This is a genomic window from Leptolyngbya sp. 'hensonii', from assembly GCF_001939115.1.
In the GTDB taxonomy this organism is placed as follows: domain Bacteria; phylum Cyanobacteriota; class Cyanobacteriia.
The window spans coordinates 54,275-68,661 of the sequence record NZ_MQTZ01000029.1; the positions used below are offsets into that span (position 1 = coordinate 54,275).

Here is a 14,387-nt window from a genome sequence, read left to right on the forward strand (position 1 = left end):
GCAGGGATTGCTCAAATGTCCACCCTACCATCTGCCAGTTGCCGATATTGTTGCAGGTGCATCCGTGCAGAGTTGTCCCAGGTGTAGTGCTCGCAAATGGGCTGGCTCTGGTGAACTAGGGACCGGGCAACGTTAGGTGCGGCAATCGTCACCATGGCCTGGGCGATCGCGGGGATATCCGTGGGGTCCACCAGAAGTGCCTGTTGGGGGGTGAGAAACTCGGTGAAGGGGGGCTGGTTGGCGGTGAGCACGGGCAACCCGGAGGCGATCGCCTCCAGGAGCACTAATCCCCAGCCCTCTTTGATCGAGGGGAAGACAAAGGCGGTGGCGGTGCGATAGAGGGCAGGTAGCGCATCATCGGGAATCACACCGGGAAGGAGCAGAGAGGTGCCCAGGGGAATTTCCAGTTGTTGAGCCAAGGCAAAAAACTCATCCCGATAGGGTTGATAGTCAAACAGGGTGGCTCCCCCAGCAATGATCAGTTGTGCCTGTGGCAATTGGGTAAGGACGATCGCAAAAGCCTGCAGAAGTCGAATGGAATTCTTGCGCGGTTCAATGCCACCGATAGTCAGATAAATGGGCGATCCGGTGATACCCCATTGTTGCCGCAGGAGAGGTTCTTTCCCATCTGGATTCCCAGAAAAGCGATCGGGATTGATTCCATTGATGACTCTGGGGGCATTAATTTGATATTTTTGATACAATTCCTGTTGCCAGTATTCACTGACACAGAGGCACAGATCCGGTTCACGAATGGAGCGATCCTGGCACTGTTGCAGGTAGGGGCTATTGTAGTCTTCGATGTGATGTACGGTGCGGATGAAGTGAGGGATTTGACCGGCAGATTTCAGAGCCGACAGTGCATTGGCGCTGATGCAGTCCTGAGCATGGAACACTTCATAGGGATAGTCAGCCAAATGACCCTGGCCCAGATAGACCACAAATTCCTGAATGCGTTGCTGAATCAGCTGATCAATCTCATCTGGAGCAGGTTGAGCCGGAACAGGATAGTAGGGAAAAGAGATCGATCTGCCAAACCCATTCCCCTCCTTATCCAGAGCATAGACCCCCACCCGATGACCCAGGTTTTCCAGAGCCGCAGCCAGTTCGATCGTGTGAATGACGCTCCCCCTCAGTTTGGTGGAGTAGGTGAAGAGGGCAATCGGGAGGGGCCGATCGAACTCAGGGACTGCTCTCGGATGGAGCTTTTCTCTACAATTGCCCTGCTGCCAGATTTTGGTATCCTTGCGGGGTGGAATCACGGCTTTGGCTCCTTTGGCTTCAATCTCGTCGTAGCAATGGCGATGGTCGTGCCCATTCTGTAGCTTTCAGTACAACATAAAATAAGTATTCATGGGAGAAATGCGCTTAATCAAGTTCAAGACTTGGATTACTTCTTTAGGCGAGGCGTTACTGATTCGTAGGTTCAAATGCAATGCCTGACAGGCCGAAGGTTATATCCATTGGGGCCTTTGAGCTTTGGAAGCAATGGCAAGGGTTTTCGATTCCAGTGACGCCAATTTCTTGTCCCCAAGGTCTCTTGCGTCATTTCTGAAACAACTCAGTTGTGAAAGGCTTCTATCGACAGTAAAGTCCCTTCGCAACTTGTCTGCAATGGTCATAGAAGTTACATTCAGTTCTGAGAAATATACTCAGAACTGAACTCAAATAGTTAGGTTTTGGTATAGATGCTATCTATTTCAAGGATCTGCTTTGAGTACCATCAAACAGTCAGAACCTGAGGAAAAACCATGAGTGGAAATGAAGCCCGCCTTCAAGCAGTTCATCAGATTACGAATCGAGAGCTGATGCCTGTCAAAGCCCCAGAGCGCCTGGAAAAAATATGGGCAGAGAACGTTTTTAACCTCAGTAAGATGCAGGCAAGCCTCCCTAAAAGCGTTTTCAAATCAATCAAAAACACAATTCTCACGGGCGAAAAGCTGGATCCCTCGATTGCTGATGCCGTTGCAACCGCAATGAGAGACTGGGCAACAGCAAAAGGGGCTCTCTACTACGCCCATGTGTTTTACCCAATGACCAACTTGTCTGCTGAAAAGCATGATGGCTTCATCTCAGTTCAAAGCGATGGCAACGTCATTTCAGAATTTTCTGGCAAAGTACTGGTCCAGGGCGAACCGGATGGATCTTCGTTCCCCAATGGTGGTATTCGGGACACCTTCGAAGCACGGGGATACACGGGCTGGGATGTGACCAGTCCCGCCTACATCATGGAAACAGACAATGGTTCGACCCTGTGCATCCCCACTGTTTTTGTATCCTGGACGGGGGAAGCCCTGGACAAAAAGGTGCCGCTTCTCCGATCGATCGCGGCTATGGACAAAGCCGCCAATAAGGTTCTGAAGCTCCTGGGACACAGTAATATCGCCCATGTGAACTCTAGCTGTGGGGCTGAGCAAGAATATTTCCTGATTGATGCCAACTTCGCCAGCCAGCGCCCCGATCTCCTCCTGGCCGGACGCACCCTGTTTGGCAAAGCCCCCGCCAAAGGGCAAGAATTTGACGATCATTATTTTGGGGCCATTCCAGAGCGGGTTCAAGTTTTCATGCAGGATGTGGAAGAAACTCTCTATAAACTGGGAATCCCTGCAAAAACCCGACATAACGAAGTGGCCCCCGGTCAATTTGAAATCGCCCCCTTTTTTGAAGCAGCAAACGTAGCAAGTGACCACCAGCAGTTGATCATGACGGTTCTGCGCCATACTGCCAAGAAACATGGGTTTACCTGCTTACTGCATGAGAAGCCCTTTGCAGGCATTAATGGGTCTGGAAAGCATGTCAACTGGTCGGTGGGAAATGCGACTCAAGGCAACTTGCTTGATCCAGGCGATTCCCCCCATGACAATGCCCAGTTTCTGGTCTTCTGTGGTGCCGTGATTCGAGGGGTCCACAAGTACGGTTCCCTCATGCGGGCAGCCATTGCTACAGCCAGCAATGATCACAGACTTGGAGCCAATGAAGCCCCACCTGCCATCATGTCTGTTTACTTGGGGACGCAATTAGAAGAAGTCTTTGAACAGATCAAAACTGGATCCATCACGGAGTCGAAACAGAAAGGGATCATGGATTTGGGGGTGGATGTGTTGCCCCATCTCACCAAAGATGCGGGCGATCGCAACCGCACATCCCCCTTCGCATTTACAGGCAACCGCTTTGAGTTTCGAGCCGTTGGATCGAGCCAATCAGTATCAGGTCCGCTGATTGTTCTAAACACGATGCTGGCTGATTCTCTTGATTGGATCGGCAATCGCCTGGAAAGTGAGTTATCTAAGGGATTAGAACTCAATACTGCGATCATCACGGTGCTCAAAGAAGTGATGGAGCAGCATGGTGCCGTTGTCTTTGGGGGAAATGGCTACTCCGAAGAATGGCACAAAATGGCAGTTGAGGAGCGTGGCTTAGCCAACCTGCCCACCACCGCAGATGCCTTGCCGACCCTTAAGGAAGAATACATCGAAGATTTATTCAAGAAAACAGGGGTTCTGACGCCAGTTGAACTGGAAAGCCGCTTTGAGGTTTATGCAGAGCAATACATTCTCTCCATTGAGGTGGAGGCCAAGCTGGTGGTCAGTATGGCAAAAACGATCATCTATCCGGCAGCAGTAGAGTACTTATCCAAACTGTCATCCACCATTTCGAGCTTGGCTGGTCTGGGTATCGATCTTGAGAAGGAAAGTGCCAAGAAAGTTGCAGATCTGACCAATGCCCTGGTTACGGCAACGGGTCAGCTCAGTGCAGTGCTCGGCAAGCATGATTTCTCAACCACAGAAGAAAAGATGCAGTATTGCGCCAAAACAATCCGTCCCTTGATGGAAGAGGTTCGCAGCTATGCGGATGGGCTGGAAGGCGAGATCGCAGACAGCTTCTGGCCATTGCCTACTTACCAGGAAATGTTGTTTATTAAGTAGCTCTCGTCAAGGGGGGCAGAAAAGGGGATGACCCTCTCTCTTTGGCTCCCGTTATCCTGTTCTGGGATGGATGGGGTAGTCGCAACTTTTTCCTGGCTGAGCAGAGTCCTAGGCTGGCTTTGACTCTGCTCAGTTTGTATTACGATCGCGCTGATTGGGCACAGAGGGCAAAGGTGAATGCTGTTGCTGCTACCAGGGCTGCTGCTGTTCTCACATGGTTCCAGAGGGTCCAGTTTGCCAGGTAGCCAGACCATAGACTTGCACCTTCAGGGCTATCTGGCTTGACGATCGCCAGCGCATCGTTCAGCGGTACGTTGAAGACGATCGTCACCAGCACCGTGCCCATGAGATAAAGCAGGCTACCCAAGAGCAGGTAGGCCGTACCAGGTTGATTTCCCTGCCACAGAGAGGAGATCGCCAGCAAAACGCAAGTCGCAGCCGTTCCCAGGAAAGCGATCATGAACCATGGATTAATCACCGTCATGTTAATGGTTTGCATAGCGATGATGCCCTGTGTGGGCTGGAGTCGAGCCAGGGCGTTCATCACAAAAGTGGAAAAGGCAAAGAAAACTCCAGCGATTAACCCACTACCCAGGGCTGAGAAAAGTTTCAAGGCGAAAAGCAAGTGGTCAATCGTGGTCATAAAACCTCCTGCGGATGACTGGTTAGAGACGGGTCGCAACTGGTTAACTCTGGTCGATCGCACTAGGTTCCATGTACATTGTTTCCCAAATGTGGCCATCTAGATCCTGAAACCCATGCCCATACATAAAACCGTAATCTTGCGGTTCATTGTAGGTGGTTCCACCTGCAGCAACGGCCTTGCGCACCATATCATCAACTGCTGCTCGACTTTCGGAAGATAAACACACCAGCACTTCAGTGCTTTTTGTGGCATCACAAATGGCTTTAGGCGTAAACGTCTGGAACTTTTCTTCCGTCAAAAGCATGACGAAAATATGCTCACTCACAATCATGCAAGTGGCAGTTTCATCCGTGAATTGGGGATTAAATTTGAAGCCAAGACTGGTGAAGAATTCTATAGACTTATTGAGATTTTTGACCGGCAGATTGACGAAAATCTGAGTCGCCATGGTTTCTCCTTTAGAAGATTCTGATCAACTAGAAAATGGCCAGGCCAGTTAAAGCAACCAGACAGACTAACTGAATGGCCAGACTGGAGAGTCGAAACACGGGATTCATCCCCGCGATGTGAATCATGGAATGGGTCAGTCGAGCAGCCATGTACAGAACCACCAGAGCATCTACTACGGTTCCAGAGACACCTCGAACGGTGAGAAGGAACACCACTCCAAGATATAAAGGCAGGTTTTCAACCAGATTGGATTGCACCCGAAAAAGTCGCCAAAGCAGACTTTCCTCATTGGGCGTCCCGAAGTCTTTGGGAGACCCCCCAGCGGATAGGTGTCGAACTCTGACCGTGAGCAACAACACAACCACCCCGATCGTCCACCCAATGAAAATAACCAGACCCCAGAGAGGAGTGGTCATAACTTAAACCTCCGACAGGATTAAAATACTCAACTTGAAGTCACAGGAAACGCGCAAACCACCGCCATAGACCATGATGTCATAGGTTTTGCTATGTCCTATCCTCCCACCCGTTGAGCAACTTTGAGAGAAAGCCTGCCTTAAGGTAGAGATCCCAAACGTCTTTCTGAGTCACTAATTTTTGCAAGGTTCCTGCCAGGATTGCGTAATCCAATGTTGTTGCATCACGCTATATGGCAACCAGTTCCATGATTTTGGCCTGAGCATTTGCGATCGATTGCGCCAAACTAATACCACCCAGTTCACCATTCTCGACATGCACAAAAGTAAGGTCAGTAATGCCGATGAACCCAAAGATCGTCCTCAAGTAGGGATCTTGATGATTCAGCTTTTCGTTGCGCTCACCCGGCCCAAAGCCAGAATCCCCCCGGGCTGTGATGATGAACATTTTCTTATCCAGAACAAGGGGCTGGTAGGGGTTGGTAGGATTTTCTGGTTCAAAGGCAAAGGTGCGGCCCGGACGCACAATCTGGTCAATGTATGCCTTGAATGTGCTGGGAACACTGAAGTTGTACATGGGAACACCAATAACATAGATATCTGCAGCAATGAACTCGTCCACCAGTTGATCACTGAGGTGAATGGCGTTCTGCAGTTGTGGTGTCTGTTGCTCTAACGGTGTATAGGCTGCAGCAATCCACGCTTCATCCACATGGGGCACAGGATGGCGACCAATATCCCGGTAGGTAACAATGTCACCTGGATGGGTCTGTTTCCAGGACTCAACGAATTCTCGGGTGAGTCTGCGAGAGTGCGATCGTTCCCCACGCGGACTGGCATCAATGTGTAATAAATGGGCCATAGGTCCTCCTGATTCATTACCCTTTCAGCTTAGGAAAACGGCCTGTGTCCAGCTATCTAATTCCTGTGCCCCTGTCAAAATCTTGCGATGAATTTTGCAATCTTGCAGCAGCAGCCAGCCAAAGGTAGATACAATCGGAGCCAGACGAATTGGGTTCCCAGGATGAAACCATCTATCCCCCATCCCCCTCAATCGACTCCCATTCCTGTCCTGTCCAGCCAGAACCAGGGCTGGGAAAACATTCTAGTAGAGCAATTTCAACACGCTCCTGGAGAGGGCATCTGCCATTACAAAGATGACCATGCGATTTGTCTGTCCCTGGCCCCTCGCCCAGTCCGATTGATGCAAATGAAAGCAGGCAGGACTTATACGGGACTCTATGGGAAAGGAGACATTTCTGTAACACCTGCGGAGACACCATTTTTTGCCCGGTGGGACAGTGAGGACCACTACTTGCAGATTCGAGTTGCATCCCAGTTTATTCAAAATGTGGCGCAAGCAACCCTTGACATGAATTCGGATCGGCTGGAATTACGGCCTGAATTTCGCACTCGCGATGCCAAAATTGAAGCGATCGGCCTGATGTTGTTTGCGGAGCTGCAACAGGAAAACTTAGGGGGCAGGCTCTATATCGACTCATTGACCAATGTCTTGGCCGTGCATTTGCTGAGGCAATATGCAACAGCCAACCCTCCCCTACCCACCTATGCGGGAGGGTTATCTGAGCGTCAACTGATGCAGGTGCTGGAGTATATCAACGATCATCTGGGTCAGGAGATTAAGCTGGCGGATTTAGCCCAACTCCTGGATATGAGTCCATTTCATTTCAGTCGTTTGTTCAAGCAATCGCTCGGAACCACACCCTATCAATATCTGCTCCAACAACGAATAGAGCGGGCCAAACAGTTCTTGAAACAACCAGATCGATCGATTACAGAGATTGCTTTCCTGTGTGGGTTTAATAGCCACAGTCATTTGAGTAAACAATTTCGACAGGTTACAGGGATGACCCCCACTGCTTTCAGAGTCCTATGCTTATGAGGTGATCCCCAAAAATTGGCGGCGTTGCTGAATAGAAGTATGATTTTCGTGCTTGAGCCTTATGCAGCCCTCACCCTAGCCCTCTCCCAAAGGAGAGGGAACAAGAGTTTTAGCTCCCTTCTCCTGCGGGAGAAGGGTTGGGGATGAGGGTAATTCATATTTGCATTCAGCAAAGCCAAATTGGCCAGGGGTTAAGCGCTGAAGGATATCCAAGATGATAGGAGTAGTACATAAGTAACAAACCCAAGGCTTTCTCCCTCTCTGGGACAGGGATTTAGGGTGTAGCGCGCTTTCCGCAGTGTGGGCTCGATCGCTACTGCTTTACGGGGCATTGGCCCAATCCTGGCCGATGCGAATGGTGATGTCCGATTCCAGGTCGCCGGTGGAATCGGCTTCGACCACCCCCAGGCTAAGATACCGTTGCAGGGCGGTGGCTCCATCCAGGTCCCCCTGCTGGGGAATCACCAGGGTCTGGCGCAGTCGATCGGGCCAATCCTGAATCACATACACATTGGTAAACCCCTTACTCTGCAAATAGTCGGCGACTTGACTACTCATCTTCGGTTTGCCAGAGGCATTTTGGATGGCAATCCGCAGATTGCGTAGGGTCTCATCGGCCAGAAGTTGGTTTTGGCTGGAGGCTTTGAAGTATTTCTCCAGTACCCGATCGCGTCCCTTCTCATTCAAAATCCAGTAGCTGGCAACAAATTCTCCCGGTGCGCTGAAACGACCTGGCAGCAACACCATCTTCAAATCTCCCTGCTCCAGTTTGAGGCCAAAGTTAGCCAGGGCCAATAGTTCTTCCAGGGTCAAGTTGGTATCGATATAGCGCGACAGGAGGCGAATCATTTCCGGAATCTTAGGCACCACGCCGGGACTCAACAACCGCTCTCGCAGGGCTTTGATCAGGACCTGCTGCCGTTGAATCCGTCCGATATCCCCCAACTCATCCTGACGAAAGCGGGCAAATTGCTCTGCCTGACTGCCATTCAGGGTTTGCCAGCCCTGGGCTAGGTCAATCTTCAACTTCTGGGTATTGTCCACATAGGACATAGGCCGGGGCACATACACATCCACGCCTCCCAGCAGATCCACCAGTTCCCGAAACGCTTCGGTGCTGACTCGAACATAGCGATCGATCGGCAAATTATTCAGGGTGCGGCTCACGACTCGCGCTGCTAGAGGAGCTCCCCCAGCAGCGTTGGCGGAATTGATTTTATCCACCCCCAGACCGGGAATCTCAACTTGAGTATCGCGGGGAATCGACAGAATGCTGACGGTGCCCTCTTTGGGTTCCAGATGCAACAATAGCATGGTGTCACTGCGACCGGAGAAAATCAGGGCTGGATCGTTGGCTGCTTCCGGTACCCGATCGACCCCCATCACCAGCACATTAATTGGACGGGCCACCCGATACTGAAAACCAGTTCGCCAGACATCGGGCATGGTGCGTTGTTTCTCCCAGGGGATTAACTTGGGAGAGAGGGGGGTCAGGAGGGCGATCGTGGCCCCAATTGTGACTGAGAGGGTTGTTGTCAATGCAAATGCAAAGCCCCAGAAAAGCCAGCGGGCCCATATCAGCCCTTTAGAGGGAAGGGGATTGCCGCCGGGAGCAGGGATGTAGGGTTTGAAATCGCTACCGGACTGATCCACTCCTTCTACCACCTTCTCGTGCTAACCATTGCAATTGTAGCCTCAGGGTGGAGAGAGGGAAAAGGGAAGATATGATGTAGTCGCAGCGTTAATCAGTCTATGGATAGAACGTTAGTCAGTGTCATCCTGGCCGGAGGGAAGGGAGAACGCTTCTGGCCCCTCAGCCGGAAAAGTCGTCCCAAGCAGTTTTTGAGCCTAGATGGGAGCGGGAGAACCCTGTTACAATCCACTGCCGATCGGTTGTTACCTCTGTCAGGGAATTGGGATGGACTCTGGGTGATCACAGCGGCTCCCATTGCCGATCAGGTGCGGGAACAACTGCCGGAATTGCCAGAGGAAAATCTGCTGGTGGAACCGGAAGGGCGGGATACGGCTCCTGCAGTGGCCTGGACAGCGATCGAAGTAGCGAAACGCCATGGGGAAGAGGCGGTGCTGGGACTATTTCCGGCAGACCACTGGATTGGTGAGCCCGAGACCTATCAGAAGACGCTGCAGGCTGCGGCAACCCTGGCCCGGCAGCAGGAAGTTCTGGTGACCCTGGGAATTGCCCCCACCTATGCCTCGACCGGCTACGGTTACATTGAACAGGGGGAACCCATCGGGACCTTTGCCGATCTTCCGGCCTATCGGGTCAATCGCTTTACGGAAAAGCCCGATCGGGCCACAGCGGAAGAGTTCCTGGCCAGTGGTCGGTTTAGCTGGAACAGTGGTATGTTCCTGTTCCGGGCTGGTGTAGTTCTGGCAGAACTGGCCACCCATGCGCCAGAGATTCTGCAACCGTTGCAAACCCAGGGGGTAGGGGCCTATCCATCCCTGACTAAGAAAAGTATTGACTATGCCCTGATGGAGAAGACGCAGAAAGCCTGTGTTTTTCCGGTGGCCTTCAGTTGGGATGATCTGGGGGATTGGAATGCGATCGAGCGGCTGCTCAAAGGGGACCATCCCAATGTGGAACTGGCCACCCATGTGGGGCTGGATACCCAGGGCACCATCCTCTATGCCTCCGATCCGGAGGAGGTGATTGTGACGATCGGGCTGGAGGATGTGGTGGTGGTCCGGGATGGCAAGGCCACCTTGATTGTGAAGAAAGATCGCACCCAGGAGATCAAGAAAGCGCTGGAACTGCTCAAGCGGGATCCCCAATTTCAGTCGCTGTTATAAGACAACGGTCTTCAGGTTGCTGAACCCACCCCACTCCCTACTCCTCATCCAAATGGCTAGGGCTATCGCCCCGATCTCTGGCATCAACCAAACAAACTCGACAATCCAATGACCACTTCTGGGAACGCAATCGGGGCGATCGTATCGTTCACCCCCAGCACCTGTTCTACCTGATAGACATCTCCCTGAGGGACACGGAAGACAAGCAATTGTTGTTGATTGACATCAACAATCCAATATTCCGGAATATTGGCCTCAGCATAAACTTTGGCCTTTCGCTTGCGATCGTAATTCAGGGTTGTATCTGCAACTTCGATGACCAGGTAAATATCCTCTGGTATAGGATGACGATTCCGGTATCGTCTGGAGTCAATCTTCACGACTGCGATATCTGGCTCAGGCTCTGAGTTAGGAGCGATCGTAATCGGTAACTGCTGACGCACCCAGGCTTTATCTGCAAACAGTATGACTAAATCATTGCCAAAACTGGAGGTGGTTGCAGCATGAGGAGGGTCTTGCGGTACCATTTCAATGATCTGTCCGTCTAATAGCTCAACCCGATCGTCAGAGGTCAAAATACCCGTAACGAGCATCCGATGATACTCCTCTACAGTCCACCGTCGCTGGGGCAGATCGTCTAATTGAAGGTTGGCCTGTACCATATCCCTGACCTCCAAAACGCCACATCTGGCTTACCTTCCATACTAATACCAATTCAAAAATTAACGGCTGTCGGGCAGTTGGATTCAAAATTGTCTCCCCCAGAGCAGTCAGGCAGATCTAATCCTCTTCCTACGAATCCACTCCTCCTGGAGGCAGGGGATTTTAAGGAATGAGAATTAAATAACACCGATAAACTCCTGATTGCCCTCACCCCCCTGCCCCCTCTCCCAGCGGGAGAGGGGGAGGGGTTGGGGGTTGGGGGTGAGGGCTGAAAATTTCGGAGTTATTAAATCCACGATCCTAAGGAGTTTTACCAGTGAGCCAATAGGTGTTCACCAGCCCTTTTCCTTTGATCGAGATCGAACCTCTGGACGCAAACTGATACTGGGCTTTTAAGCGCTCATAGGTGGCTGCAGTTACCTGAATCTTACCGGGTTGCCCCTGGGATTCCATGCGGCTGGCCAGGTTCACCGTATCGCCCCAGAGGTCATAACTGAACTTCTTGGTGCCGATCACCCCGGCCACCACGGGACCACTGTTGATGCCCACCCGGATCGCAAAGGGTTGCCCATGGCTGGCACTGAACTGGGCAATCTTGTGTTGCATGGCCAGGGCCATATCTGCGATCGCCTCTGCATGGTCCCGGCGGGAATCGGGCAGTCCCCCCACCACCATGTATGCATCCCCAATGGTTTTGATCTTCTCCAGGCCGTACTGTTCCGTGAGGTCATCAAACACAGAAAAGATCTGGTTCAACAATCCGACCAGCTTTTTGGGAGAAATGTTGCTGGCCAGCTCCGTGAACCCGACCAGATCGGCAAAGAGGACGGTGACATCTTCAAAACCATCGGCAATGAAGGCTTCTCCATTGTGTTTGGTCGTGGCTCCAATTTGATATTGCTTCAATCTTTCCGCGATCGAGCGGGGCAAAATATTCAGCAACAGTTGCTCTGATTTTTCCTTTTCAAATTGCAGGGCATTTTCAGCCCGTTTGCGATCGCTGATATCCGTCTGTACCCCAACAAAATGGGTCAGTTTCCCGCTATTGTCATAAATGGGCGAAATATGGAGTTCATTCCAGAACAGGGTACCGTCTTTGCGATAGTTGCGTAAAACAACGGTGCAATCTTCTCCACCTTTGATGGCAAAACGCAGTCGGTCGATTTCAGGCTGCTCCCGGTCTTGGCCCTGCAGAAACCGACAGTTGGTGCCCAGCACCTCTGAGATGGCATAGCCCGTCATGCGCTCAAACGCTGGATTGACATAGATCAGGGGCATATCGGGGAGTCGGGCATCCGCGATCACAATCCCGGCGTTACTGGCGGCAATGGCCTGATCCCGTAACTTGAGGGCCTCTTCAATCCCGGCCCGATAGGCTTGGCTGCCACTCCAGCTTTTTTCGCTGACATCCTGGGCGATGCCATAGCTGAGGCCATTCTGGTAAGGGGACAACCGCCAGGATAACCAGCGGTAGCTCCCATCTTTGCAGCGATACCGATTTTTATATTGCACCATCGACTGTAGGGACGGTTCTGCCTGACAGAGGACCTCCATCTCATCGGTTTCTGCCCGATCATTGGTGTGGACGAACTCCATCCAGGGGGTCGATCTCAACTCCTCCACAGACCAGCCCAAGACCCTCACCCAGGACTGATTTAAGTCCTGGAAGTAACCGTCCTGATTGCGGATACAGAGCAAATCAGGGGAAAGGTCAAAGAATGTCTTGAGCGGGGCTTCCACAGGGATGATGCTTCCTTACAACTGGCCTACAATCAGTCGTTGATTACTCATTCTCTGCGAGAAAGGGCTCTCAGGAAATCTTCTGGCCCATCCGGCTACCCTGGCAATACGTTAGGCTGTCCCTATGCGTCTCAGCCTTTGCAGCATCCATGAACTCCAATGTTATCCTCTCGGCGATCTTCCAAACCAACTCCCGACGGCGAGATATTCTCGAAATCCTCTTCCGCAATGGTTGGGACTACATGCGGCGGTTGCTCACCGGCAGAAAGGTGAATGAGCCAGAACTGCCTCCTCCGACCATCCTGCGGAATGTGCTGGTGGAATTGGGGCCGGTGTATGTCAAGCTGGGCCAGTTGTTGAGTACCCGCCCTGATCTGTTGCCCTCCTCCTATATCGAAGCCCTCACCAGTCTGCAGGCTGAGGTGCCGCCGGTGCCCTGGCCAGAGGTGGAAGGGGTAATCCGGCAGCAGTTGCAGCGGCCTCTGGAGGAAGTCTTTGCTAGTATTGAGCCAGAGCCAGTGGCTGCCGGGTCGATCGCCCAGACCCATCGGGCCATCTTGCGGGACGATTGTCCTGTGGCGGTCAAAGTGCAGCGTCCCGGCCTGGAGGAACTGGTTCGGCAGGATATCCTGCTCCTCCAGGGATTGGCGGTGCTGGTCTCCCAGACAGAATTTGGCCAGTCCTACAATGTCATTGCCCTGGCGGAAGAGTTTGCTGTCGCCCTGCGAGCCGAACTGGACTTTACCCAGGAAGCCACGTTCACGACTCAACTGAAGCAAAATCTGGCCACCAGTCGTCTTTTTGAGCCGGAGCAAATTCTGGTACCAGAGATTTACTGGGATCTGACCAGCGATCGGCTGCTGGTGATGGAATGGCTGGAGGGAGGGCCGCTACTGCAGGCAACGTTTAATAATCCGCTCTATGCCGGTAATAGCGACACTGAGCGCCGAGCGATCGCCACCCTGTTGCTGCGGGCTTTCTTTCAGCAAATCTGCATCGATGGCTTTTTCCACGCGGACCCCCATCCCGGCAACCTGTTTTACCTGGCGGATCATCGGCTGGCCCTGCTGGATTGCGGCATGGTGGGCCGCCTCGACCCCCGTACCCGCGAGTTGCTGGTGGAGTTGCTGCTAGCGATCGCCAGTCTAGACCCCCAGCGTTGCAGTCGTCTGGCCCTGCAACTGGCTCCAACTCCCCGTTCCGTCAACCTAGCTCAGCTCCAGGCTGATTTTGAGCGACTCCTGCGCCAGTACTACAGCCTCACCCTGTCGGAGATCAACTTCAGCCATCTGTTCTACGAAGTTTTGCAGGCGTCTCGCAAGAACAAAATCCAGATTCCCGGCAACCTGGGACTCTGTGCCAAGGCAATCGCAAACCTGGAGGGGGTGGGCCGTCAGCTCGACCCCCAATTCAATTTCATTGAAGAGATCCGGCCTTTGATGACGGATATTTTTCGGCGTCAGTTGCTGGGGGAAGCGCCCTTACCTACCATGTTGCGATCGTTGTTAGATCTGAAAAACCTCTCGCTGCAGGCTCCCCAGCAGGTGGAACAGCTCCTCGATCGGGTTACCTCCGAAACCTTACAATGGAACCTGACATTGCGGGAACTGGACTCCCTCCGTCGCAGCCTAGACGATTCCGCCAATCGCCTTTCCTTCAGCATTGTGGTCGGTTCCCTCATCATCGGGGCTGCCACCGTATTTTCCAATAGCCAGAGCAGTCAGCTCTTCTGGGTCAGTAGTGGCCTTTTTGTTGCGGCCAGCTTGATTGGCCTCTGGTTAATGGTGAGCATTCTGCGATCGGGTCGCTTGCGTTAATGCCTTGCTCTG

Annotated in this window: 12 protein-coding genes; 4 read left to right on the forward strand and 8 right to left on the reverse strand. The window is 52.3% G+C overall.

The features are described from left to right. Window positions 1-11 precede the first annotated feature (11 nt). Entirely contained in the window at window positions 12-1,262 is a 1,251-nt protein-coding gene (locus BST81_RS10450; protein WP_253188207.1) for an MSMEG_0565 family glycosyltransferase, read from the reverse strand. A 489-nt stretch (window positions 1,263-1,751) separates the two neighbouring features. On the opposite strand from BST81_RS10450, the gene BST81_RS10455 reads away from it, so the two are divergent. Then, entirely contained in the window at window positions 1,752-3,926 is a 2,175-nt protein-coding gene (locus BST81_RS10455) for a glutamine synthetase III (RefSeq protein ID WP_075598472.1), read from the forward strand. Between the two features lie 139 nt (window positions 3,927-4,065). Here the strand turns inward: BST81_RS10455 and BST81_RS10460 are convergent, their stop codons facing one another. From BST81_RS10460 to BST81_RS10475, 4 genes are all read right to left on the reverse strand, one after another. Then, window positions 4,066-4,569 (reverse strand): anthrone oxygenase family protein, encoded by a 504-nt coding sequence (locus tag BST81_RS10460; RefSeq protein ID WP_075598473.1) that lies wholly within the window; start codon window positions 4,567-4,569, stop codon window positions 4,066-4,068. A 43-nt stretch (window positions 4,570-4,612) separates the two neighbouring features. Further along, complete coding sequence (locus tag BST81_RS10465; RefSeq protein ID WP_075598474.1) at window positions 4,613-5,020, reverse strand: VOC family protein; 408 nt, start codon at window positions 5,018-5,020, stop codon at window positions 4,613-4,615. A 28-nt stretch (window positions 5,021-5,048) separates the two neighbouring features. After that, window positions 5,049-5,438, reverse strand: coding sequence for an MAPEG family protein (locus BST81_RS10470; RefSeq protein ID WP_075598475.1), 390 nt, complete (start codon window positions 5,436-5,438; stop codon window positions 5,049-5,051). Window positions 5,439-5,667: 229 nt separating this feature from the next. Further along, window positions 5,668-6,300 (reverse strand): FMN-dependent NADH-azoreductase, encoded by a 633-nt coding sequence (locus BST81_RS10475; RefSeq protein ID WP_075598476.1) that lies wholly within the window; start codon window positions 6,298-6,300, stop codon window positions 5,668-5,670. Window positions 6,301-6,462: 162 nt separating this feature from the next. On the opposite strand from BST81_RS10475, the gene BST81_RS10480 reads away from it, so the two are divergent. After that, window positions 6,463-7,341, forward strand: a complete 879-nt coding sequence (locus tag BST81_RS10480; protein WP_075598511.1) for an AraC family transcriptional regulator — start codon at window positions 6,463-6,465, stop codon at window positions 7,339-7,341. 321 nt (window positions 7,342-7,662) lie between these two features. Here BST81_RS10480 and BST81_RS10485 read toward each other — a convergent pair whose 3' ends face one another. Beyond that, window positions 7,663-8,994 (reverse strand): LCP family protein, encoded by a 1,332-nt coding sequence (locus BST81_RS10485; RefSeq protein WP_253188209.1) that lies wholly within the window; start codon window positions 8,992-8,994, stop codon window positions 7,663-7,665. A 99-nt stretch (window positions 8,995-9,093) separates the two neighbouring features. Between BST81_RS10485 and BST81_RS10490 the strand changes: the two genes are divergently transcribed. Next, entirely contained in the window at window positions 9,094-10,155 is a 1,062-nt protein-coding gene (locus tag BST81_RS10490) for a mannose-1-phosphate guanylyltransferase (protein WP_075598477.1), read from the forward strand. 83 nt (window positions 10,156-10,238) lie between these two features. Here the strand turns inward: BST81_RS10490 and BST81_RS10495 are convergent, their stop codons facing one another. After that, complete coding sequence (locus BST81_RS10495) at window positions 10,239-10,817, reverse strand: Uma2 family endonuclease (RefSeq protein ID WP_075598478.1); 579 nt, start codon at window positions 10,815-10,817, stop codon at window positions 10,239-10,241. 301 nt (window positions 10,818-11,118) lie between these two features. After that, window positions 11,119-12,558, reverse strand: coding sequence for an adenylate/guanylate cyclase domain-containing protein (locus BST81_RS10500; RefSeq protein WP_216351288.1), 1,440 nt, complete (start codon window positions 12,556-12,558; stop codon window positions 11,119-11,121). A 149-nt stretch (window positions 12,559-12,707) separates the two neighbouring features. Here BST81_RS10500 and BST81_RS10505 point away from each other — a divergent pair, with 149 nt between their 5' ends. Beyond that, window positions 12,708-14,375: an AarF/ABC1/UbiB kinase family protein gene (locus BST81_RS10505; protein WP_075598480.1), complete on the forward strand. Its 1,668-nt coding sequence runs from the start codon at window positions 12,708-12,710 to the stop codon at window positions 14,373-14,375. The last annotated feature ends 12 nt before the right edge of the window (window positions 14,376-14,387 follow it).

Bases quoted from the DNA above. Each gene is read 5' to 3' on its own strand.
- BST81_RS10455 (WP_075598472.1), top strand. From the start codon at position 1,752: ATGAGTGGAAATGAAGCCCGCCTTCAAGCAGTTCATCAGATTACGAAT.
- BST81_RS10460 (WP_075598473.1), bottom strand. From the start codon at position 4,569: ATGACCACGATTGACCACTTGCTTTTCGCCTTGAAACTTTTCTCAGCC.
- BST81_RS10465 (WP_075598474.1), bottom strand. From the start codon at position 5,020: ATGGCGACTCAGATTTTCGTCAATCTGCCGGTCAAAAATCTCAATAAG.
- BST81_RS10470 (WP_075598475.1), bottom strand. From the start codon at position 5,438: ATGACCACTCCTCTCTGGGGTCTGGTTATTTTCATTGGGTGGACGATC.
- BST81_RS10475 (WP_075598476.1), bottom strand. From the start codon at position 6,300: ATGGCCCATTTATTACACATTGATGCCAGTCCGCGTGGGGAACGATCG.
- BST81_RS10480 (WP_075598511.1), top strand. From the start codon at position 6,463: ATGAAACCATCTATCCCCCATCCCCCTCAATCGACTCCCATTCCTGTC.
- BST81_RS10490 (WP_075598477.1), top strand. From the start codon at position 9,094: ATGGATAGAACGTTAGTCAGTGTCATCCTGGCCGGAGGGAAGGGAGAA.
- BST81_RS10495 (WP_075598478.1), bottom strand. From the start codon at position 10,817: ATGGTACAGGCCAACCTTCAATTAGACGATCTGCCCCAGCGACGGTGG.
- BST81_RS10505 (WP_075598480.1), top strand. From the start codon at position 12,708: ATGAACTCCAATGTTATCCTCTCGGCGATCTTCCAAACCAACTCCCGA.